This window comes from Pseudoxanthomonas sp. 97-1-1, from assembly GCF_057773125.1.
This window is the reverse complement of sequence record NZ_JBYMTJ010000005.1, coordinates 184,907-206,337: the sequence shown is the minus strand read 5'-3', so window position 1 is coordinate 206,337 and position 21,431 is coordinate 184,907. Positions and strand designations below refer to the sequence as shown.

At 68.8% G+C, this 21,431-nt stretch carries 25 protein-coding genes; 12 read left to right on the top strand and 13 right to left on the bottom strand.

The annotated features are described in order from the left end of the window. Positions 1-105 precede the first annotated feature (105 nt). Positions 106-363: a GlsB/YeaQ/YmgE family stress response membrane protein gene (locus AC3DET_RS18810; protein WP_142125935.1), complete on the top strand. Its 258-nt coding sequence runs from the start codon at positions 106-108 to the stop codon at positions 361-363. A 96-nt stretch (positions 364-459) separates the two neighbouring features. Here the strand turns inward: AC3DET_RS18810 and xth are convergent, their stop codons facing one another. The 3 genes from xth to AC3DET_RS18795 form a co-directional block, all read right to left on the bottom strand. Further along, positions 460-1,230 (bottom strand): exodeoxyribonuclease III, encoded by a 771-nt coding sequence (xth, locus tag AC3DET_RS18805; protein WP_488392608.1) that lies wholly within the window; start codon positions 1,228-1,230, stop codon positions 460-462. Between the two features lie 28 nt (positions 1,231-1,258). Continuing rightward, positions 1,259-2,815, bottom strand: a complete 1,557-nt coding sequence (locus AC3DET_RS18800) for an MFS transporter (protein WP_488392607.1) — start codon at positions 2,813-2,815, stop codon at positions 1,259-1,261. A 99-nt stretch (positions 2,816-2,914) separates the two neighbouring features. Continuing rightward, on the bottom strand, positions 2,915-4,312 hold the full coding sequence (locus AC3DET_RS18795) for a coniferyl aldehyde dehydrogenase (RefSeq protein WP_488392606.1): 1,398 nt from the start codon (positions 4,310-4,312) through the stop codon (positions 2,915-2,917). A 56-nt stretch (positions 4,313-4,368) separates the two neighbouring features. On the opposite strand from AC3DET_RS18795, the gene AC3DET_RS18790 reads away from it, so the two are divergent. Together AC3DET_RS18790 and AC3DET_RS18785 are read left to right on the top strand one after the other, a co-directional pair. After that, positions 4,369-4,917 (top strand): gamma carbonic anhydrase family protein, encoded by a 549-nt coding sequence (locus AC3DET_RS18790; protein ID WP_446539299.1) that lies wholly within the window; start codon positions 4,369-4,371, stop codon positions 4,915-4,917. Positions 4,918-4,959: 42 nt separating this feature from the next. Beyond that, complete coding sequence (locus AC3DET_RS18785; protein WP_488392605.1) at positions 4,960-5,340, top strand: VOC family protein; 381 nt, start codon at positions 4,960-4,962, stop codon at positions 5,338-5,340. Positions 5,341-5,353: 13 nt separating this feature from the next. On the opposite strand, the gene AC3DET_RS18780 is transcribed toward AC3DET_RS18785, so the two are convergent. After that, on the bottom strand, positions 5,354-5,551 hold the full coding sequence (locus AC3DET_RS18780) for a proteinase inhibitor (protein ID WP_298120827.1): 198 nt from the start codon (positions 5,549-5,551) through the stop codon (positions 5,354-5,356). A gap of 230 nt (positions 5,552-5,781) precedes the next feature. Between AC3DET_RS18780 and AC3DET_RS18775 the strand changes: the two genes are divergently transcribed. From AC3DET_RS18775 to AC3DET_RS18745, 7 genes are all read left to right on the top strand, one after another. Next, positions 5,782-6,462, top strand: coding sequence for an RDD family protein (locus tag AC3DET_RS18775; protein WP_192202834.1), 681 nt, complete (start codon positions 5,782-5,784; stop codon positions 6,460-6,462). After that, complete coding sequence (locus tag AC3DET_RS18770) at positions 6,459-7,457, top strand: stage II sporulation protein M (RefSeq protein WP_488392604.1); 999 nt, start codon at positions 6,459-6,461, stop codon at positions 7,455-7,457. The genes AC3DET_RS18775 and AC3DET_RS18770 overlap by 4 nt, the downstream gene beginning before the upstream one ends. Continuing rightward, entirely contained in the window at positions 7,447-9,009 is a 1,563-nt protein-coding gene (locus tag AC3DET_RS18765; RefSeq protein WP_488392603.1) for a DUF4129 domain-containing protein, read from the top strand. Before AC3DET_RS18770 ends, AC3DET_RS18765 begins: the two co-directional genes overlap by 11 nt. Continuing rightward, positions 9,006-10,205 carry a DUF4350 domain-containing protein gene (locus AC3DET_RS18760; RefSeq protein ID WP_488392602.1) on the top strand — a complete coding sequence of 400 codons (1,200 nt, stop codon included), beginning with the start codon at positions 9,006-9,008 and terminating at the stop codon, positions 10,203-10,205. The genes AC3DET_RS18765 and AC3DET_RS18760 overlap by 4 nt, the downstream gene beginning before the upstream one ends. Continuing rightward, positions 10,202-11,203: an AAA family ATPase gene (locus AC3DET_RS18755; protein WP_488392601.1), complete on the top strand. Its 1,002-nt coding sequence runs from the start codon at positions 10,202-10,204 to the stop codon at positions 11,201-11,203. The genes AC3DET_RS18760 and AC3DET_RS18755 overlap by 4 nt, the downstream gene beginning before the upstream one ends. 163 nt (positions 11,204-11,366) lie before the next feature. Next, on the top strand, positions 11,367-12,665 hold the full coding sequence (locus AC3DET_RS18750) for a DUF58 domain-containing protein (RefSeq protein WP_488392600.1): 1,299 nt from the start codon (positions 11,367-11,369) through the stop codon (positions 12,663-12,665). A gap of 8 nt (positions 12,666-12,673) precedes the next feature. Beyond that, entirely contained in the window at positions 12,674-13,708 is a 1,035-nt protein-coding gene (locus AC3DET_RS18745) for a DUF4380 domain-containing protein (protein WP_488392599.1), read from the top strand. Positions 13,709-13,714: 6 nt separating this feature from the next. On the opposite strand, the gene AC3DET_RS18740 is transcribed toward AC3DET_RS18745, so the two are convergent. The 4 genes from AC3DET_RS18740 to aroE form a co-directional block, all read right to left on the bottom strand. Continuing rightward, positions 13,715-14,488 carry a ThuA domain-containing protein gene (locus tag AC3DET_RS18740; RefSeq protein WP_488392598.1) on the bottom strand — a complete coding sequence of 258 codons (774 nt, stop codon included), beginning with the start codon at positions 14,486-14,488 and terminating at the stop codon, positions 13,715-13,717. A 79-nt stretch (positions 14,489-14,567) separates the two neighbouring features. After that, the gene (locus AC3DET_RS18735; protein WP_225591164.1) at positions 14,568-14,918 is read right to left on the bottom strand and encodes a hypothetical protein; all 351 of its coding nucleotides are present in this window, start codon (positions 14,916-14,918) and stop codon (positions 14,568-14,570) included. Between the two features lie 112 nt (positions 14,919-15,030). Next, positions 15,031-15,423 (bottom strand): hypothetical protein, encoded by a 393-nt coding sequence (locus AC3DET_RS18730; protein WP_488392597.1) that lies wholly within the window; start codon positions 15,421-15,423, stop codon positions 15,031-15,033. Continuing rightward, positions 15,420-16,268, bottom strand: a complete 849-nt coding sequence (gene aroE / locus AC3DET_RS18725; protein WP_488392596.1) for a shikimate dehydrogenase — start codon at positions 16,266-16,268, stop codon at positions 15,420-15,422. The genes AC3DET_RS18730 and aroE overlap by 4 nt, the downstream gene beginning before the upstream one ends. Positions 16,269-16,630: 362 nt before the next feature. On the opposite strand from aroE, the gene AC3DET_RS18720 reads away from it, so the two are divergent. After that, on the top strand, positions 16,631-17,356 hold the full coding sequence (locus AC3DET_RS18720; protein ID WP_488392595.1) for an outer membrane beta-barrel protein: 726 nt from the start codon (positions 16,631-16,633) through the stop codon (positions 17,354-17,356). Between the two features lie 70 nt (positions 17,357-17,426). Here AC3DET_RS18720 and AC3DET_RS18715 read toward each other — a convergent pair whose 3' ends face one another. From AC3DET_RS18715 to AC3DET_RS18700, 4 genes are all read right to left on the bottom strand, one after another. Continuing rightward, positions 17,427-17,888 (bottom strand): GNAT family N-acetyltransferase, encoded by a 462-nt coding sequence (locus tag AC3DET_RS18715; RefSeq protein ID WP_488392594.1) that lies wholly within the window; start codon positions 17,886-17,888, stop codon positions 17,427-17,429. Further along, positions 17,889-18,878 carry a porphobilinogen synthase gene (gene hemB, locus AC3DET_RS18710; RefSeq protein ID WP_337732675.1) on the bottom strand — a complete coding sequence of 330 codons (990 nt, stop codon included), beginning with the start codon at positions 18,876-18,878 and terminating at the stop codon, positions 17,889-17,891. It lies immediately after the preceding gene. A gap of 102 nt (positions 18,879-18,980) precedes the next feature. Further along, positions 18,981-19,229, bottom strand: a complete 249-nt coding sequence (locus AC3DET_RS18705; RefSeq protein ID WP_192202846.1) for a hypothetical protein — start codon at positions 19,227-19,229, stop codon at positions 18,981-18,983. Positions 19,230-19,299: 70 nt separating this feature from the next. After that, positions 19,300-20,319 carry a chorismate transformation FkbO/Hyg5 family protein gene (locus tag AC3DET_RS18700; RefSeq protein WP_488392593.1) on the bottom strand — a complete coding sequence of 340 codons (1,020 nt, stop codon included), beginning with the start codon at positions 20,317-20,319 and terminating at the stop codon, positions 19,300-19,302. A gap of 132 nt (positions 20,320-20,451) precedes the next feature. On the opposite strand from AC3DET_RS18700, the gene AC3DET_RS18695 reads away from it, so the two are divergent. Further along, entirely contained in the window at positions 20,452-20,913 is a 462-nt protein-coding gene (locus AC3DET_RS18695) for a hypothetical protein (RefSeq protein ID WP_192202848.1), read from the top strand. A 61-nt stretch (positions 20,914-20,974) separates the two neighbouring features. Here AC3DET_RS18695 and AC3DET_RS18690 read toward each other — a convergent pair whose 3' ends face one another. Beyond that, the gene (locus tag AC3DET_RS18690; RefSeq protein WP_488392592.1) at positions 20,975-21,427 is read right to left on the bottom strand and encodes a cytochrome c oxidase assembly factor Coa1 family protein; all 453 of its coding nucleotides are present in this window, start codon (positions 21,425-21,427) and stop codon (positions 20,975-20,977) included. Positions 21,428-21,431: the final 4 nt, after the last annotated feature.

The window sequence follows — 21,431 nt, the reverse complement described above, 5'->3', positions numbered from 1 at the left end:
GACGCTTCCCCCATGTGAGTTAACGGCGGTTTCACGCCGCGCGTTGAAGATTCAAGCGTGCCCCGCACCATGGGGTTCTGTCCATTCAAGGGAGGAAGCAACGAAATGAATTTTCTCATCTATCTGATCGTGGGTGGCGTCGCCGGTTGGTTGGCCAGCCTGGTGATGAAGCGTGACGGGTCGCAGGGCATCATCCTGAACGTCGTGGTCGGCATCATCGGCGGCTTCCTGGGCGGTTGGCTGCTGCCGACGCTGGGCCTTGGCCTGGGCGGTGGCTGGGTAGGCTTCCTGATCACCGCCTTCATCGGTGCGGTGGTGTTGCTGCTCATCGTGAACCTGTTCACCCGGGGCAGGGCGAGGTAACGGTTTCGCTGCGGCCGCGTGCGCGCTTGAGACGCACCCAAGGCCCGTGGCAAGGAGAAGGCCCGGCATCCGCCGGGCCTTCTTCGTTTCCGTCGATCAGCCGCCCAGGCGCACCCACGCGGGCGCATGGTCGCTGGGGCGCTCCCAGGTCCGCGGTTCGCGGTCGATGCCGGATTCCACGACGTGCCCACGCAGCGCGTCGGAGACCAGGGTCAGGTCGATGCGCAGGCCCAGGTTGCGGCGCAGGCCACCCATCCGGTAGTCCCACCAGCTGTAGACGTTGGCTTCGTCGCTGTGCAGGCGGAAGGCATCGTGCAGGCCCAGTGCGTAGAGCCGGTGAAGGGCGGCGCGCTCGGCGGTGGAGGTGAGGATGTGGTCGTCGTTCCAGACCTTGGGGTCGAACACGTCGCGGTCGTCCGGCGCGATGTTGAAGTCCCCCATCACGACCAGCTTCGGGTGCGCCTGCAGTTCGGCGGCGACCCAGTCGTGCACCGCATCCAGCCAGCGCAGCTTGTAGGCGTACTTGTCGGTCCCCACGTCCTGGCCGTTGACCACGTACAGGTTCACGATGCGAACCTCGCCCACGGTTGCGGCGATCACGCGCTTCTGCTCGTCCTCGAAGCCCGGTATGCCGATCTGCACATCGCTGACGGGTTCGCGCGAAAGCAGCGCCACGCCGTTGTAGGTCTTCTGCCCGGCGAACACGCTGCGGTAGCCGAGCTCGGCCAGCGCGGTGTCCGGGAAGCGGTGGTCCTCCAGCTTGGTTTCCTGCAGGCCCACGATGTCCGGCGCGAACGCACCCAGCCATTGCGTGAGGTGCGGCAGGCGCACGTTGAGCGAATTGACGTTCCAGCTGGCGATCTTCATGGCGGCGATTCTAAGCCACGCACGCCGGTCAGGCGCCGGCTCCCTCGTCGGCCACGGCGGCATGCGCGGCACCCTCGCCGTCGCGCATCAGTCGCGCCGACATCCAGGCGGCCAGCAGCATCATCGCCATGCCGAACAATGCGATGGCGCGCATGGCGCCGGTGAACGCGGCACGTGCGGTGTCGCCGACCAGCGTCCCGGCCTGGCCTCCCAGTTCGCCGGCTACCGCGACCGCGCCGCCCAGCGTGGACAGCGCGCGTGTCGCGTCGGCGTCACCCAGCGTCGCGGGCAGGGCGGGATCCAGCCACAGCCGGTAGGCGAGCATGCCGGCGCTGCCCAGCACGGCGATGCCCAGCGCGCCGCTGAGCTCCGCGCTGGTTTCCGCCAGCGCCGACGCCGCGCCCGCCCGTTCCGGCGGCGCGGTGGTGATGATCAGTTCGTTGCCCACCGTGAACACCGGCGCCATGCCCAGGCTCATCGCCAGCATGCCCGCGATCAGGATCCACAACCCGTACGGTGGCATGACCAGTGCGGTGATGCCGAAACCCAGGGCGGCGAACAGCAGGCCGCGCACCATCACCCGTCGCGCACCCCAATGGCGTGCCAGTCGGGGCGCGAGCAGCGAGCCGACGGTGAAACACAACGACCACGGCACCGTCGCGATGCCTGCCTGGAGCGGAGTGAGTCCCAGCACCAGCTGCAGATACTGGGTCATGAAGATGTACACGCCCATCATTGACAGGCCGGCCAGCGCGTAGGCGACGATGGCGGCGGAGAACGCCGGCCGCCGGAACAGCGTCACGTCGAGGAACGGATACGCCAGATGCTGCTGGCGACGCACGAACAGCACCCCCAGCCCCAGGCCGAGCAGCAGCACCGCGACGCCGCGGACATCCATGCCGTATTCCGCGATGCGCTTGAGGCCGTAGACCACGGCGAGCACCGCGAACAGCGACTGCACCATGCTGGCCGGGTCGAGCTTGCCGGCATCGGGGTCGCGGTACTCCGGCAACAGCTTCGGGCCCAGCACCAGCAGCAACACCATCACCGGCACCGCCGCCAGGAAGGCCGCGCCCCACCACCACCATTGCAGCAGCACGCCGCCGACCAGGGGTCCGATGGCCCCGCCGACCGAGAACGCCGCGATCCATACGCCGATGGCGAACTGGCGTTCGTGTTCGTCATGGAACATGTTGCGGATCAGCGACATTGTCGAAGGCGCCAACGTGGCGCCGGCCACGCCCAGCAGCGCACGCATCGCGATCAGCATTTCGGCACTGCGCGAGAACGCCGCCATCACCGACGCCGCTGCGAACGCCGCCGCGCCGATCAGCAGCAGCTTGCGCCGGCCGATGCGGTCGCCCAGCGTGCCCATCGTGATCAGGAAGCCGGCCACCAGGAAGCCGTACACGTCGACGATCCACAGCAACTGGCTGGCCGTGGGGTCGAGTTCGGCGCTGATGGCGGGCAGGGCCAGGTTCAGCACGGTCAGGTCCATCGCATAGACCATGCAGGGCAGCGCGATGATCGCCAGCCCGATCCATTCGCGGCGGGTGGCTTTGGCGGGTACGGCGGTGGTCGACATGGCGGTCCGTCAGCAGAGGGGTCATCCCGTTCGACGAACGGGAGCGACGATTCTCGACGAGGACGCGGACCAACACCGCCCGCAATGGAACGGACCGGCTCAGCGAATGATGAAGTCGATGAACTTCGATACTTTGGAGTAAGGCGGCTTCAGCAGGTCGCTGCCGGCCCACCGCGGCTGCCACAGCACCGGCAGTGCCTTGCTCATCGCGTCGAACCCCGCGCGCCCGTGGTAGGCGCCCATGCCGCTGGGGCCGATGCCGCCGAACGGCAGCGCATTGATGCCGAAGTGCAGCACGGTGTCGTTGACGGTGACGCCGCCAGCCAGCGTGCTGCGCAGGATCTTCTCTACCCGCGCGCGGTCGTGGCTGAAGGGATACAGCGCCAGCGGACGGTCGTGCGCGTTGACGTAGGCGATGGCCTCGTCCAGCGAGCCGACCGTGCGGATCGGCAGGATGGGGCCGAAGATCTCGTCCTGCATCACCTTCGCATCGTCGCCGGGTTCGATCACCAGGGAAGGCGCGAACAGCCGCTCCGCGCGGTCATGCGCCGGTGCCAGCGCGACCACCTCGTGGCCGCGTGCGCGGGCATCGTCCAGGTAGCCTTCCAGCCGCGCGAACTGTCCGTCGTTGATGATGCGGGTGAAGTCGCCGGCATCGGACAGGTCGCCGTAGCGCGCGGCGACCTGCTCGCGCAGCGCCTGCACCAGCGCATCGCGGCGGCTTCGACCCACCAGCAGCACGTAGTCCGGCGCGATGCAGGTCTGGCCGCCGTTGAACCACTTGCCGGTCGCCAGTCGCGCGGCGGCCTGTTCCACGGGGAAGTCGTCGCAGACGATGGCAGGCGACTTGCCGCCCAGTTCGAGCGTCAGCGGGGTCAGGTTCGCCGCCGCCGCCGCCATCACCTTGCGGCCCACAGCGGTGGAGCCGGTGAACACCAGATGGTCGAACGGCAGCGCGGCGAAGGCGCTCGCCACGTCGGCGCCACCCGTGGCGACCGCGACGCGCTCCAGCGGGAACACCTCCGCCAGCAGCGAGCGCAGGAACGCGGTGGTATGCGGCGTGTGTTCGGATGGCTTGAGGTAGACGTGGTTGCCTGCGGCGATGGCGGTGGCCAGCGGAATCAGCGCCAGGTTGACCGGGTAGTTCCACGGCGAGATCACGCCCACCACGCCGACCGGCTCGCGCCGGATTTCCGCGCGCGCCGGCCAGAACCGCCAGCCCACGCCCACGCGGCGCGGCTTCATCCATCTGCGCAGGTGCGAGGCCAGGTGGTCGATCTCGTTGAGTACGGTCATGCCGTCGGCGATCAGCGACTCGTGGCGCGAGCGATGGCCGAAGTCGGCGGCGATGGTGTCCGCCATTTCCGGCAGCCGCCGCTTCAGCGCGTCGCGCAGGCGTTGCAGGTCGTCGCGGCGCTGGGCCAGGTCGGGCTTCTTCGCCTGCCATGCCTCGCGCAGGCGTTGCAGGGTGGCGCTCAGGTCGGGCGTGGCGGTCATGTCCATACGCCGGAGTGTAGTCCGGCCGCATCGGGCCTGCTCGCTACAATGCGCAAATGACCTCCCTGCGCCCCTATCTTGACCGTTTTCCCGTCCTCGGCCCGCGCGTCTACGTGGATCCCGCGGCCACCGTGATCGGCGATGTCGAACTGGCCGAAGACGTGTCCGTCTGGCCCGGCAGCATCCTGCGCGGCGACGTCAATTTCATCCGCATCGGGGCCCGCACCAACGTGCAGGATGGCACCATCGTCCACGTCAGCCACCACAGCCCGTACAACAAGGCCGGGTACCCGACGCTGATCGGCGCGGACGTCACCATCGGCCACGGCACCATCATCCACGCCTGCACCATCGAGGACCTGTGCCTGATCGGCATGGGCGCCTGCATCCTGGACGGCGCCACGGTGAAGAAGTACGGCTTCCTGGGCGCCGGCGCGGTGCTCGGCCCCGGCAAGGTGGTCGGCGAGGCCGAACTGTGGCTGGGCAATCCCGCCCGTTTCGCACGCAAGCTCACCGACAAGGAGATCGAGAGCCTGCACTATTCCGCCGCGCACTACGTGCGGCTCAAGGACCATTACCTGCCACCAACACCGCCTGCGGCATGATGCCGCGTGGCGCATCCGGCGCCGGCATCACAGGAGGGCCGCATGGCCTGGAAACCGGAAGGCTATACGTCGGTCGCGCCCTACCTGGTCGTCGACGGCGCGCAACGTACGGTCGAGTTCCTCCTCACCGTGTTCGACGCCGAACCGCTGCGCATGCATCCGGTTGGCGCAGGCCGGCTGGGACATGCGGAAGTCCGGATCGACGACACCGTGGTGATGCTGGCCGACGCGGCCGATGGCTGGCCCGCGATCGCCAGCCACGTGCATCTGTATGTGCCGGACGTCGATGCTACGTGGGCGCGTGCGCTGGCGGCGGGCGCCGACCCGGTGCAGGTGCCGGAGGAAAAGGGCGACGGCGACCGTCGCGGCGGCTTCCGCGATGCCGGCGGCACCACGTGGTGGATTTCCACGCAGGTGGCGTGACGTCGTGCCGGCGTCAGGGCGTTGTCGCGTGCTCGAGCGCGGCAAGCAGTGCCAGTGCCTCGGAGCGGCTGGCACCGCACATGTCGGGGCCCGGTTTCAGGGTGCCGCAGAACGCGGGGCGTTCCGGCCTGCCGAACAACCGGCAGCGCAATGCATCGTCCAGTTGCACGCACGCTACGCCTGCCGGCTTGCCGTGCGGCATGCCGGGGATGGGCGAGGTGATCGACGGCGCGGTGCAGCAGGCCGCGCAGCCCGGGCGACAGGAAAAGGACGTGTCCATGATGGCGCGCAGTGTAGTGCGGCTGGGCAAGCGCGACGCGGCCGGCTAAAGTCGCAAGGCACGGGGAAGGCGCATGGACAGCGGAACACGCCACTTCAATCACATCGGACCGGTCGCGGCCACCACGCCGCCAAGGGCGCAGCGCCCATGGTGAACGGCTGATGCTGGACACCTACCGCGAAGTCATCACGCCCGAGGGCGTGGGCCTGCACCTGCCCGCGGCGGGCCCCGTGCCGCGCGCGCTGGCGTGGGGCATCGACCTGGCCATCCGGCTCGGCGTGCTGATGATCATGGGCATGGTGCTGGCCATGCTGGGCAAGGTGGGTGAAGGGCTGTACCTGATCGGCCTGTTCCTTGTGTTCTGGGCCTATCCCATCGTGCTGGAATCCGTGTGGCACGGGCAGACGCCCGGCAAGAAGGCGCTCGGACTGCGCGTGGTATCGGCCGATGGCGCGCCGGTGGGCTGGCTGGCGGCGATCACGCGCAACCTGCTGCGCACCGTCGACATGCTGCCCTTCGGCTATGCCGCCGGGCTGGTCGCCTGCCTGGCGGACCCGCATGCGCGCCGCCTGGGCGACATGGTGGCCGGTACGCTGGTCGTGCATGCCGGCAACGAGCGCGAACACGCGCCGGCACCCGTCAACACGGTGTTCGTGCCGCCGGCGCGCCTGCTGCCGGAAGAGCAGGGCGCGATCGTGGCGTTCGGCGAGCGCGCGCCACAACTGACGACCTCGCGCCAGGAAGAGCTGGCCAACCTCGCCGAGCCTGTCACCGGTGCGCGTGGAGAGGTCGGCGTGCAGCGCCTGTACGGCATGGCCAACTGGCTGCTGGGGCGGCGATGAGGCAGGAACAGTTCGTCGCCCGCCACCAGCCCGAATGGCTGGCTTTCGAATCCTGGTTGCAGGCGCGTGGTGGCAGCGCCCGCAGCGCGCGCCGCGAGCGCAACAACGGTGTGCTCACCGATGAAGACGTGCCGGCACGCTACCGCCGCATCTGCCAGCAGCTGGCGCTGGCGCGCAAGCGCGGCTACAGCCCCGTGGTGGTGGACCGTCTGCAGGCACTGATGCAGCAGGGCCACGGCGTCATGTACCGGACGGCGCCACCGCGCTGGCAGCGCGCGGTGCGCTTCCTGCTGGCGGAGTTCCCGCGCCTGGTGCGCAGCGAGGCCGGGTGCATGTGGGTGGCTGCGGCCGTGTTCGTGGTGCCGCTGGTGCTGATGTTCGTGCTGCTGCAGGTCCGACCGGAGCTGGTGTACAGCATCGTGTCGCCCGAACAGGTGGCGATGTACGAGCGCATGTACGACCCGAGCGACACGCGCCATGCGCTGGGGCGCGAGAGCGGCAGCGACTGGCAGATGTTCGGCCACTACATCTGGAACAACATCAGCATCGGCCTGAGGACTTTCGCCGGTGGACTGCTGGCGGGCGTGGGCGCGCTGTTCGTGCTGATTTTCAACGGCATCGGCATCGGCACGGTGTTCGGCCACCTGCAGCAGATCGGTTACGGCGATCCGCTGTGGCGCTTCGTCTGCGGGCACGCACCGTTCGAACTGACCGCCATCGTGCTGGCCGGCGGCGCGGGCTTGCGACTGGGCCTGAGCCTGGTGGCGCCGGGACGCCAGCGGCGCGTCGATGCGCTTGCCAGCGCGGGTGCGAAGGGCGCGCGGCTGTGCCTGGGCGTGGCCTTCATGTTGCTGGTGGCCGCGTTCATCGAAGCCTTCTGGTCATCGACGCAATCCATCCCGGCTGTGGTGAAGTACAGCGTCTCCGGGGTGCTGTGGACCCTGGTGGCGCTGTGGCTGGGCGTCGGCGGACGCGGGATGGCCGATGAGGATTGAGCAGCTGACCGTCCGCCTGCGGGCGCGTTCGGACTGGGAGGCTGTCGAGCTGGGCATGGCGCTGGTGCGCCAGCATGCCGGTGCGGTCTGGAAGCCCTGGCTCTGGCTGACCCTGCCCGTGTTCGCGCTGCTCAACCTCGGCGCGTGGTGGATCGACCAGTTCTGGCTGGCCATGCTGCTGATGTGGTGGCTGAAACCGGCCTTCGACCGCATCCCTCTGTACGTCATCTCGCGTGCCGTGTTCGGCAGCGCGCCCGGTACGCGCGAGACATTGCGGGCGCAGTGGCAATGGGGCCTGCGCACGCTGCCGCACCTGCTCACCTGGCGGCGCTTCAGTCCCGTGCGCTCGCTGTACATGCCCATCGACCTGCTGGAAGGCGTCCAGGGGGATCGCCTGCGCCAGCGTCGTGGCGTCCTCGGTGGGCAGGCGTACGGCACCGCGATCCTGCTGACCTGGATCTGCCTGCTGTTCCAGGCCGTGCTGGTGATGGGGGGCGTTGTCGCCGTCGTCATGTACCTGCCGCAGGATCTGCTGCCGGACAGCATGCAGACGGCCTTCCGCATGGTGGCCATCGAATGGCCGGCTTGGCTCAAGCTGGCGTGGAATGCATTGGCATGGGCTGCCATCAGCGTGGTGGAGCCGTTCTACGTCGGCGCGGGGTTCGGCCTGTACCTCAACCGCCGCACGCAGATCGAAGCCTGGGACCTGGAGATCGTGTTCCGCAAACTGCGCGCACGGCTGGCGGCGGTTGCGCCGATGCTGTTGGCTGCGGTGCTGTGGGCCGGCATGGGCATCGCCGAGGCGCAGGAGCGCCACGGCGCACCGCCGGCCACGACCGCGCCGCATGCCGAAGCTCCCGCCAAGCCGACGCCGCCGACGGTGCCCATCGTGTTCGGCGACCAGCGCGTCGACGACCGTGCATTCCGCAAGGCCGCCGATGAGGCGTACCGCGATCCCTTGCTGGATCGCACGCGCACGCAGGCGTCGTGGGAGCGTCGCGACACGGCGGAAGAAGAAGACCCCGACGAAACGCTCGACGGCGACAAGGCCTGGCTTTCCGGCTTCGGCAACGTGCTCGCCTTCATTGGCGAATGGGGCCTCTGGCTGGTGGTGGGCGTGCTGGTGCTCGCCTTGCTGGCGACGGCACGCTACTGGTGGCCGTGGATGCGCGGCATCTCAGGCGCGCGCGCGCTGCCGCCGGATGCGCCGCAGTCGGATGCACTGGTACTCCCCGAGGCGCTGCCGGACGACATCGCCACGGCGGCGCGCGCGCTGTGGCGCGAGGGACGTCCGCGGCACGCGCTTGGGCTGCTCTACCGCGCGAGCGTGGAGAGCATGAGCCAGCGCGCGGACATCGCGCTGCCGCCGGGCGCGACGGAAGCCGAATGCCTGCGCGCATCGCGACGCATGCCGCAGGCGGAAGACCGGCATGCCTTCGCGCGCATCGTCAGGACCTGGCAGTACGCGGCCTACGCCGAGCGGCTGCCGGGCGAAGACGAGTTCGATGCGCTGGTGGGTGAACTGCAGCGCCGCTACGGGTGGGCGGCATGACGTCCGCGCGCCGCAATGGTCGCCTGGTGGGTGTGGGCCTGCTGGTCGTGTTCGTGGTGGTGGCACTGCTGGCCGTGTGGTTCCGGCATACCTTCCACCGTGTCGAAAAGACGTTCTATCTTCCGCCCGATGGCGAAGCGGCCTACAACCCGCTGTACGCGCTGGCGAAGACGCTGGAAGCCGACGGCGTGAAGGTCAACGCACGCCAGCGCCTGCTGCTGGATGACAACGCGCTGGCGCGCGAAGACACGTTGTTGCTGTTCAACGATCCGCGCGCGCTGTCGCCACCCGAGGCCGATCGCCTGCTGGCATGGGTCGAGGCCGGCGGGCATCTTCTGGTCCGCACGCCGCTTTATTCGCCGGGCGAAGACCTGGCCGGGCCGGATGCACCGCAGACGGCCATGCTGGACCTGCTGTCGGTCTGGCTGGTGGACGGGGAGCCCGAGTGCGAAGCCTTCCAGGTGGAAGGCGAAGACCATCATGTCGAGTTCTGCGCCGGGCGGCGTTTCGCTTTCGATGACGTGGAGCCCGAACTCGCCTGGGGCAACCTGCAGGACGGCTATGTCTACGCGCGGCTGTCGCAGGGGCGTGGCCACGTGGATGTGCTGGCCGACTTCGATTTCATGGCCAATACCGAAATGCGGGCGCTCGCGCGCGGTGCGCTGGACGAGCCGCCGAAGGGCGGCCTGCGCGACGGTCCGCATCGCGCGCTGGCGCGGCAGGTGCTGGCGCCCAACTACGGTCGCGGCACCATGCACCTGGTCTATGCCGCCGAGATGCCGTCGCTGTGGCGCATCCTGTTCGTCCGCGGCTGGATGGTGTGGACGCCGCTGCTGCTCGCGCTCGCCGCCTGGTTGTGGATGCGCATGCAGCGGTTCGGTCCATCGGTGCCGTCACCGGCCGGCGAGCGCCGCTCGCTGCTGGAGCACGTGCGCGCGAGCGGCGAACATCTCTACCGCTACGGTCGCGGGGTGATGCTGTACGCGGCGGTCCGGCAGGCATTCCTCGCCCGGCTGCGCCGACGCGATCCTGTCGCCGCCGCGCTGTCCGGCGATCCCCAGGTGGCCGCCATCGCGGAGCGCACCGGCCTCCCGGCCGAGCGCATCCGCGTGGCCCTCAATGCGCCCGCCTCGCACGACAGGCAGGCATTCCGTGACCGCATCTCCCTGCTGATCCAACTGAGAAACCGCCTATGAACGACGAGACCGCCGCCGCGCCGCCCGCGCTTCCGCCGATGCCGGAAAATGCGCTGTCCCAGCGCGTCGATGCCGTACGCGAGGAAGTGTCCAAGGCGTTCATCGGCCAGCCGGATGTCCTCGACCAGATCCTGATCGCCCTGCTGGCGGGCGGCCACATCCTGATCGAAGGCGTGCCGGGGCTCGGGAAGACGCTGCTGGTGCGGGCGCTGGCGCAGGCACTGGAACTGACCTACGGACGCGTGCAGTTCACCCCCGACCTGATGCCCAGCGATGTCAGCGGCCACGCCGTCTATGACCCGAAGACGGAGAGCTTCAAGATCCGGCGCGGGCCGGTGTTCACCAACATCCTGCTCGCCGACGAGATCAACCGCGCCCCCGCCAAGACCCAGTCCGCATTGCTGGAGGTCATGCAGGAAGGCCAGGTGACCATCGAAGGCAAATCCTTCGAGCTGTCGCCGCCGTTCATCACGCTCGCCACCCAGAACCCGGTCGAACAGGAAGGCACCTATCCATTGCCGGAAGCGCAGCTCGACCGCTTCCTGCTGAAGGTACTGATCGACTATCCGGCGCTGGACGACGAGAAGCGCATGGTCGACGCCATCACCACCGGTCGGACTGCGTCCGACTTCGATCTTTCGCAGGTGGCGCGCGTGCTGGGCGCGGACGACATCATCGCCATGCAGCGCGAAACCGCCGCCGTGCGCGTGGATCCGGAAGTCATCGACTACGCCGTGCGTATCGTCACCGCCACCCGCAAGTGGCCCGGCATCGCACTGGGCGCGGGCCCGCGCGGCAGCATCGCGCTGGTGCGCGCCGCACGCGCGCAGGCCGTCCTGCAGGGACGCGATTTCGTCACCCCCGACGATGTGCGCGACATCGCCCGCCCGGCGCTGCGCCACCGCATCACCCTGGCGCCGGAACTGCAGATCGAAGGGCAGTCGCCTGACGATGCGTTGCGCGCGCTGCTGGCGAAAGTGGACGCGCCGCGGAAATGATCGTCCGCGTGGCCCCGACCTATCTCGCGATGAGCTCCCTCCTCCGCCTGCGGGGGAGGGTCGGGGTGGGGGAGAGCGATCAACCTGATCGTTTGCCGACGTATCCGGTCTCCGATTGCCCCCATCCCAGCCTTCCCCCGCAGGCGGGGGAAGGAGCGCCACAATGAGGCCTGCGCCGCTGCTGATCCTGCTGATCGCCTGCTGGGGCCTGGCTGGCCTGGCCGTGCCGTTCCTCGGCTGGCCGTTGTGGCAGTGGCAGGCGGTCGGTGCGGGGCTGCTGGTGCTTGCCGGGCTTGATGCATGGCGGCTGCGCGCGCGACCGCTGCCTGACGTGGTGCGCGAGCTGCCTGAGGCCCTGCCGCTGGGCATCGAGCGCGACGTCGCGCTGTGCTTCGAGTCGCGGGTACGGCAGCGGCTCGAAGTGTTCGACCTGCATCCCGGCGGCTGGCCGTCGTCCGGCATGCCGCGGCGGATCGCGCTCGCCCCGATGTCGGCGACCCGCATCACCTACCGGTTGCGGCCCAATGCGCGCGGCGATGCCGCATTCGAGGGCGTGCAGCTGCGCCTGCGTTCCGTGCTGGGACTGTGGCGACAGTCGCGGGTGGCAGGCGCGCCGCAACGCGTGCGCGTGTATCCCAACTTCGCACCGCTGACGCGTTTCGCGCTGTTCAGTGCCGAACAGGCATCGCGCCTGGTGGGCGCGCACCTCAAGCGGCGACGCGGCGAAGGCACCGACTTCAACCAGATGCGCGAGTACCGCGTGGGCGACAGCCTGCGCCAGGTCGACTGGAAGGCGACGGCGCGCTCGCGCAAGCTGATCTCCCGCGAGTACCAGGACGAGAAGAACCAGCAACTGGTCATGCTGATCGATACCGGTCGCCGGATGATGGCGCGCGAGGATGCGCTGGGGCATTTCGACCACGTCCTGAATGCCGCACTGGTGGTGTCGTACCTGGCGTTGCGCCAGGGCGATGGCGTGGGCCTGCTTGCGGCGGGTGGCGACAGCCGCTGGGTGGCGCCGCAGCGCGGGATGGCGGCCATCGACACGCTGCTGCGCGCCAGCTACGACCTGCAGCCGCGCGCGGTGGCCACGGACTACCTGGCGGCGGCCACCGAGCTGAGCCTGCGGCAGCGTCGGCGGTCGCTGGTGATGCTGGTCACCAACGTCCGTGACGAGGACATCGAGGACCTGCTGGCCGCCGTGCGCCTGTTGCAGCGCCGCCACCTGGTCTGCGTCGCCAGCCTGCGCGAGACCTCGCTGGATGAGGCGCTCGACGGTGACGTCCGCGACCTGCAGGGGGCCATCCATGCCGGCGCGGTGGCGCGCTACCTGGAGCAGCGCACGGCCGCGCACGATGCATTGCGCAGCCACCGGGTGATGGTGCTGGATGTTTCCAGCGACGAACTGCCCGGCGCGTTGGTGGAGCGCTACCTGGCGGTGAAGCGGGATGGCGTGCTCTAGTGCCGCGCATGCGCTCTGCCTCTGTCTGCTTGCTGCTCATGGCGGCCCTGTGGCCGCAGGGCGCGACGGCGCAGCAGTCCACGGAGGTGGAACGCATCCGCCTGCAGTCCGGCGAGGTGGTGCTCGACGTCACGCCCGCCCTGGGTGGGCGTGTGTTGCGGTTCGGGCTGGCCGATCGACCCAGCCTGATCAAGGTCGGCGATCCCGTCGCCTCGCAACCTGCGCCGGCCGTATCGCCCGATGCGGATGACATCGGCTATCTCGGCCACGACGTATGGCTGGGGCCGCAGAGCGGCTGGTGGTCCGACCAGCATGTGAATCCTGCGCGTCGTGCTTCGAAGGCGGTGTGGCCGCCGGACCCTTACCTGGCCTTCGCCGAGACCCGCGTGGTCGCGCGTTCGCCCGAACGGCTGGTGTTGGAGGGCATCGACAGCCCGGTCACCGGCGTGCGGCTGCTGAAAGCGTTCGCGTTCGATCCGGCGGATCCGTCCACCGTCATCGTGGTGGCGACCGCGCGCAACATCCGCGACCGCCCGGTCGCGCGCGACCTGTGGTTCAACACCCGTACCTCGGCGGCCACGCGCGTGTACGTACCCGTTGCCGACACGCGCGACGTGCGGGTGGAGGCCGCAGAGGGAGCCGCGCCTGCCTGGACGATCGAAGGGGGCGTGTTCTCGTTCCTGCCCATGCCGCAGGAGATGGAGATGCGCCGTGGCAAGGTGTTCCTTCAGCCATCCGCAGGCTGGATGGCCGGTTTCGCGCACCGGCAGGTGTTCGTGATCCGCTTCGATCACCTGCCACGTGCCGTGATCCATCCGGAACATGGGCAGGTCGAGCTCTATCTCGACCACGCCGGCGACATGCAGGCCGGCTTGCTTGAGATGGAGGTGCACGCCGCCTTTCGCACGCTTGCATCCGGTGAGGCGATGCAGGCGCGCGAGCGCTGGACGGTCTTGCCTTACGAAGGTCCCGAGACGCGGGACGCGCAGGTGGCGTTCCTGTGTTCACGGCTGCAGCTCTGCGCCGGACCTGCCGTGCGCTGACGCGGATCAGCGCGGTTCGTCGATGCCCTGGCCGGTCGCGGCCCACCAGATGCCGCCGTACAGGTGCGCGAGATAGAGCGGATCGTCGTAGAGCGCGGGGGTATGGCCGAGTGCGGTGACGAAGACGCGACCACCGTCGTAGGCGTGGTACCACGCGACAGGATGTTCTTTTCCCATGCCGTGCGCGGTCTGGCCCGGCCAGATGCGGGAAGGATCGTAGGTGGATTCATCCACGCTCAGCACCGTCCGCAGGCCGCGCGTGACCGGGGCATTGAACTCGTACCATTCGTCCGTCCAGATCCACTGCGCCGGCAGGCCGAAGGTGGCGGGAAACGCAGGGTCTTCCACGCGCATGGTGGCGGTCTGCACCATCGGATGGATGCGGAACGTGCGTCCGATCAGCCGTTCGAACCAGGGCCACTCGCCAGGCGGGTTGAAGATCAGCGCGCGGTGCACCGCCACCACGCCGCCGCCGGCGCGCACGTAGGACGTCAGCCTTTCGCGCTGTGGGCCCTTCAGTTCATCGCCCGGCGTGTTGAGCAGCACGATGGCGGCATAGGCCGAAAGATCGCCATCGAACGGCGTGCTGTTCCACGACCACGTGAGTTCGAACGCATGCCGCTGCGCCATGCGTTCGAACTGCGGCTTGGCGACCACGGCGTAGTCGTGGTGATAGCGGTTGGGAATCGCGACGACCAGCACCTTGAACTGACCCTGCGCGAAGGCGGGCGCGGCGAGTGCGGCGATACACAGCAGGGTGAGCAGCAGCAGGCGTTTCATTCCGCGATGCTAGCCCGGTCGGTGCCGGGCGGGTGCCTTTTCGCTATTCCGATTTCGGCGACGCCTATGCGGATATCGCCTATGCCGTCCGCGCTGCCTGCATGGCCTTGCAGGCGCCCCAGACCAGCAGCACCAGTCCGACGGCGGACACCACGCTCAGCAGCATGCCGAACGCGCCGAACAGGGACATCATCCCGCTCAGTGAGGCGTAGCCGTCAGCGGTGTTGTTGATCAGCCATGCCTGCCACACGCTCATCGCCACGCGCAGCAGCGTGGTGACCAGCATCAGTGCGACGCCGGCCAGCGCCAGCTTGCGGCCGGGCGCTGCCGGCACCCACATCGCCAGCATGGCGACACCCGCCACGCAGGCCAGCAGCTCGGGCAGCTGGTAGCCGAGCATCGTCAGCAGTTGGGTGAGGAATCCGTCCATGCACTAAGTTCCTTGAAAGTTGGGGGAGTTGTGTGAGTTTCTTCAGACGGTGCGCGTCCGGAGGCGCGCACGGTCGGAGTCGTTGAGAATCGCAGGGAGTTGTCGGGAATCGTTACCCGGATTCTCCTTGGTCTTTTCGCAGGCGGGGGATGGACGCTACGGCAAGCGCGAACGAGAGCGCTACCCAGAACGCAAGCAATGTGTCGCCAGCGATCACCGCGTTCTCAGCCATTGCGGCCTGGTCGAGCGTTGCGAGCGCCCCTCGAGCGTTGTTGCCTGTCGTCGTTATTGGAAAGGGGGCATGGGATGGTGTCAGGACATCGCGAAGCGTTGACTGGCCCCCTGCGAGCCACAACGCATTCGTGGCCAGCGCGATCAATAGAGAGAGGCTGGGAAGGTTGCGCAAGCGCACATGGAGCATGACGCAGCCGGCGAGGATCAGCACCAGGCTTCCCGTACCTGTGGCTTTACCAATCATCAGGAAGCTGGAGTCCGCGATAGTCAATCCGCCGTCACCAGCACCTTGTCCCTGTCGCGCAACGCGGTGTAAACCGCATCGGTTTCCGGGCGCATGCCGTGCCATTGCTCGAATGCCTCGGCCGCCTGTTCCACCAGCATGCCCAATCCATCCACGGCATCGTGGCAGCCGGCGGCGCGCGCCCATGCGAGGAAGGAAATCGCGGCTTCGCCGTAGTTGAGGTCCACCGCCAGCGTGCGCGGCGTGGCCAGGTGGAAGGGCAGGCTGAACTCGCCGTGGTCCTGCCGCGAGGCGGACGTGGCGTTGACGATCAGCGAGAAGTCGCCGAGGTCGCGCAGATCGTCCCAGTAGCGCGAATGCGCGCGCTCCGGCTCGCCCAGCGCGTCCGCCAGCGCATCCGCGCGGTCAGGCGTGCGGTTGACGATGATCAGCTCGCTGATGCCTGCATCGAGCAATGCCGGCGCTACGCCGCGTGCGGCGCCACCGGCACCCAGCAGCAGTGCACGGCGTGCGCGCAGGTCCAGGCCATGCCGACCGGTAAGGTCGCGCACCAGGCCGGCGCCGTCGGTGTTGTCGCCATGCCATTGGCCGTCGTTGCGGGTCAGCGTGTTCACCGCGCCGGCGCGTCGCGCGCGCTCGGTAGTCCGAGCGCAGATCGCGAAGGCGGCTTCTTTCAGTGGCAGCGTGACATTGGCGCCCGCACCCCCGTCGCCCACGAAGCGATCGAGCGTGGCGACGAAATCGTGCGCCGCCACGTCAATGGCGGTGTACTCCAGTGTGATGCCGACCTGACGCGCGAACGCCGCATGGATGCGGGGCGACAGCGAGTGGGCGACGGGATGGCCGAAGACGGCGTAGCGATGGCTGGACATGGCGCAGGACCCCGTCGGGAGGAAGGATGGGATGCCGCAGAGGCGCGCCGCGAATGCGGGAGGCCGCTGCCGCTTCGATCCGAGTCTACCGCGCACGGCGGTCCGCTTGACAGGCAGTGCTGCCCGGCCTCACTGTGCCGCCGCCGAAAAGGGGCGCCAGGGATCAAGGCGACAGGCAGGCCGGGCTGGGGAGTCCGGTCGCCATCCATCGAACCCTGCTGCTGCGAGGGCGCTCGCCGACTGCGAACCGGTCGGACGGGCGCCACGTGCGCGCGCCGGGCCGCTGTTTCCGCGACACATCATTCACCCCGCCGGTACCGCAAGGACGCGGGGATTCCACCACGACCGATAGGGAGAATTCCATGAAGCCGTTGTTCCGTTGCCTGCCGCTCGCGCTGGCGGCCTTCGCCCTGCATGCGCAAGCGCAATCCATCTCTCCCGCGTACGAAGCCTTCCGCAAGAAGGAGGCGTCGCAGCCCGCCGCCAACCCGCCCGTGACGCCGGCGACGCAGGTAGCCGCCCCCCAGCCCGCACCGCCGGCCCCTGCGCCGACGTACCCGGCGCCGGCTCATGTTTCTCCCGCGCCTGCCCAAGAAGAGGAGGACGGCGGTTTCTTCGTCGGCGTACAGGCGGGCCAGGGCTGGATCTACGAAGACGTCGAACAGGATGCCGTCGCCGTGAGCGCGGGCTACCGCTGGCAGGCGGGTCCGTGGGCGCAGGTGGGCGTTGAACTGTCGGGCGGCCGCCTGGACGAGACCACCGATGGCGACTGGCGGTTCGCGAAGGCGACCTACAAGGCCATCGGCGCGAATGCACGCATGAACTTCGGCGACAGCCCATGGTTCGCCACCGTGCGCGGCGGCTACTTCGATGCCGAGGTTGACGGCGCCGACGAGGAATTTTCCGCCGACGGCGGGTATGCGGGCGTGGCGATCGGCGTGGACATCAATCGCCATTTCAACATCAGCCTCGGCTATACCGCGTTCGTCTATGCCGACGACTACACCTACGACGACTGCGACGACGACCTCGACTGCGATTTCAACCGTGCCGACACCGTGATGCTGGGCGTCGAAGCGCGCTTCTGAGCGTTGAGCGAAAACGGGAGCCGGACGGCTCCCGTCTCTTCCTGCGCCGTCGATGCCGCGAAGTATCCGCTCAATCGCCTGCCGGCTGTGCCAGCCGTCGCACGTAGGCATGCTGGGTCTTGGCGAGCGTGAAGCCGGCTGCCGGATAGAATGCATGCGATTCCGGACGCAGGATGTTGGAGCGCACGAAGACGTCCGTGCCGCCCTGGTCCCGTATCCAGTCGCAGGCCGTATCCACCAGGCGCCGCGCCAGACCGAGGCGTCGCGCCCGCGGGTCGACGATCAATGCCGTGATCTCGGCGCGCCCGCCGAACTCGATCATCAGCCGCCACTCCGCGGCCACCATTCCCATCAGGCCGCTGTCGTCGTCCGCTGAGGCGGCAACCATCACGGCATGCGCGGGCGATGCCAGCAGGATGGCCAGCCGTCCGGCCATCGCGGCGCTGTCGACGGGATAGGCGAGCAGCGTGCACAGGCGCGCCAGTTCGCCTGCATCGTCTTGCCGCGCATCGCGGATGACGATGGACGTCACTCAGCTGCTCCGCAGCCAGCGTGCCGCATCCAGCGCGAAGTAGGTCAGCACGCCATCGGCGCCGGCACGCTTGAACGCGGTCAGCGCTTCCAGTGCGCAGGCCTTCTCGTCGAGCCAGCCGTTCGCGGCCGCAGCCTTGATCATCGCGTACTCGCCGCTGACCTGGTAGGCGAACGTCGGCACGCCGAACTCGTCCTTCACCCGGCGGATCACGTCCAGGTACGGCAGGCCCGGCTTCACCATCACCATGTCGGCGCCTTCGTCCAGGTCCAGCGCGATCTCGTGCAGCGCCTCGTTGGAATTGGCCGGGTCCATCTGGTAGGTGAACTTGTTGCCCTTGCCGAGGTTGCCGGCGCTGCCCACCGCGCTGCGGAACGGGCCGTAGAACGCGGACGCGTACTTGGCCGCGTACGACATGATGCGGGTGTTGATATGGCCGGCGTTCTCCAGCGCCTCGCGGATCGCGCCGATGCGGCCGTCCATCATGTCGCTGGGCGACAGGATGTCCACGCCGGCGGCGGCATGCGCCAGCGACTGCTTCACCAGTGCCTCGATCGTCTCATCGTTGAGGATGTAGCCGGTGTCGTCGATCAATCCGTCCTGGCCGTGCGTGGTGTACGGGTCCAGGGCCTGGTCGCTCATCACGCCCAGTTCGGGGAAACGGGATTTCAGTGCGCGGATCGCGCGCGGGATGATGCCGTCCTCGTCCCATGCGATGCGGCCATCGGCGGTCTTCGCCGACGGATCCGGCACGCCGAACAGGTCCAGCACCGGCACGCCCAGCTCCAGCGCTTCCTCGCCCACGCGCAGCAGCTCGTCGATCGAAAGCCGCTCCACGCCCGGCATCGACGCCACCGGCACCCGGCCCTTCTCCTCGTGCACGAACACGGGGTAGATCAGGTCGTTGGTGGTCAGCACGTTCTCGCGCATCAGGCGACGGGAGAACTCGTCGCGACGCATGCGGCGCGGGCGGGTATGGGGATAGGCCATCACGGGCTCCTGGCAGAGCGGCGAATGATACGCCCGCCGCCCGCCGCCCGCCGGCCAGCCTGCGACGGGCGGTCGCAGTACGGAACGCTGCATCCGGTGGCGTCAGATGATCCCGCCGCCCAGCGACAGACGGAAGATGCCGACGACGATGACGATGCCGTTCAGCACCAGCCCCGCCTTCGCGCGACCGCGGTGTTCCGTGCGGGTGAACAGGATGCCGATGGCGGCGATCACCGCGCCGACCGCCGCGAACGGGATCAGGAACCAGTTGCCCCAGCCCAGCAGCGGGATCAGGGCCAGCACCATCCACAGCATCGCCACGATGCCCCACAGCAGGCTGATCAGTCCCATGTCGCGGTTTCCATGCGGGCGTGCGGAAGGTCGCCCCGTGTTTCCACTATGCGGACGGTCGCCGGGCGCTTCAAGCACCTACGCCGTGCATGCCCTCGATCTCGACCAGCAGCTCGCGCCGGCAGACGTCGGCATGCAGCATCAGCCAGGGCACGCGCGTGCCCAGGCGGGCCTCGAGTTGCGCGGCCACGGTGTCGGCGTCGGCGGCATCACTCACGTAGACCTTCAGGCGCGAACTCGCATCCAGGTGCGCCGGCAACGTCGCCGCGTGCGTGCGCGCCGCGCCCAGCAGGCTGTCGAGGTTGGTGAGGGTCTCGTCCAGTTGCGCGCGCAGCGAGTCCGCGTGCTGCGACGCATGGCCGACGATACTGGCGGTGCCGGACAGCAACAGGGGCACCTGGTGCGACGGAGGCAGCAACGCGCGCGCGAAGCTCGGGGATTGCGGGCCGTATTCGCGCGGATAGCGGTAGGCACTGACCTGGCGCGGATTCTCGAGTGGCGTACCCGGTTCACGTGCGGCGAGCCAGTAGACCTGCAGCACGCGGCGGCCATCGCGGCTGCCTATCGCCGTGGCGGCGGGCAGCGCGCGCGTATCGATATCGCCCAGGCCCTGCACGCGGCCGATGCAGAATTGCCGGTAGCGTTCGCCGTCGCCTTCGCCCTGCGTGATGGCATCGAAGTAATTCCAGATGCGCAGCAGGTGCGGATATCCGCTGTCGCGCCAGAAGGCGGCCATCGCGGCATATGCATGCGCGCTTGCGTGCAGGATGCCGCCTTCGGGTTCTTCCCACTCCACCACGCCGAACATCAGCGCGCCGTCGTGGCTGTAGCGCACCGCGCCTTCGCGGCCGGTGGTCACGGGGCCCGCCGCACGCCAGACTTCGTACGGGGCCGCGGCTTCGCGCAACGGCGACAGCGGCACGCGCAGGTAGCGCGGGTCGTCGATGGTCGAGGTGGCGGGCGCCAGCGCGCCGAAACCGAACACGGCCAGCGTCTCCGGCAGGCCCAGCAACGCCCGTGGCGTGGGCGCGTGGATGTAGTCGACGGCCAGCCGCTGCGGCGCGGGAGGATGGTCGGGGGCGGAGCTCATCGTGCGGGAAACGGGGGGCATGTCGGGGCGAAATGATAACCCGCCCGTCCCGTCACGCCGGACGCCTGCCGGCTGTGCCAGTATTCAGCGGCATCGGCGGAAGATCGCCGCAGGTCACCGGGAGAAGCCGCCATGTCGTTCCGTATCGCTGCCATCGTGCTCGTCGCCGCGCTCAGTGCCGGCTGCGCCAGCAGCTCCAAGGTCATGCTGGGGCAGGCGCGCCCCGCCATCGATCCTGCGCAGGTCCAGGTCTACCGCACCGCGCCTGCGGGGTCGCTGGAAATCGCGCAGCTTGAATCCAAGAGTGCCGTCGGCTTCGGCACGCAGGGCCAGACCGACGCCGCCGTGGCACGCCTCAAGCGCGAAGCCGCCGCCCTCGGCGCGAACGGCGTGGTGCTGGTCGGCGTGGGATCCAGTGGTTCCCCGGTCGGCATGTCGGTGGGCGCCGGCAGTTACGGCCGCCACTCGGGCGGCGGTCTGAGCATGGGCATTCCCACCACCCAGAAGCAGGCGGCGGGCGTGGCGATCTACGTGCCGCCGGGCACGGCGGTGGACCCCACCCTGGTCGTGCCGGACCCGGCACCGAAGAACTGAGCCGGCCACCTGCCGGATGCGATCCGAAGGCGGCCCATGGCCGCCTTCGTCGTTCGTGGGGTCAGGGAGATGCCGGCCCGTCGTTGCCGGCTTCCAGCACGAACCGTTCGCCGCCGTCCACGTTGACGGCCAGCGTTTCGTAGTGCCATTCACCGGCGCGTTTCTCCGCCACCACGAACAGCGTGCCATCGGTCTTGCCGCCATCAAGCGGGATTGCCAGCTCTGCCTCGCCGCGCGCTCCACTGCTGTTGAGGCTGCCCTGCACGAACCAGCCCGGCTTGATCGGGGTACCCAGTGCGGCGACCACGGCCGCATCGGCCTGCGCCCGTGCCATCGCATGCCGGTAGGGTTCTGAGGATTTCATCGCGCCGAAGATCAGTGTCATCAGCCCGGCGATGAAGGCCAGGAACGAGGCCAGCAGCACCACCGCCAGCACGGGCACGCACCATTTCCAGTTGCGGCTCCACCAGCCCGCTTTCACGGCGGCGGGCATCGGCGGCGGGGAAGCGGACATCGGC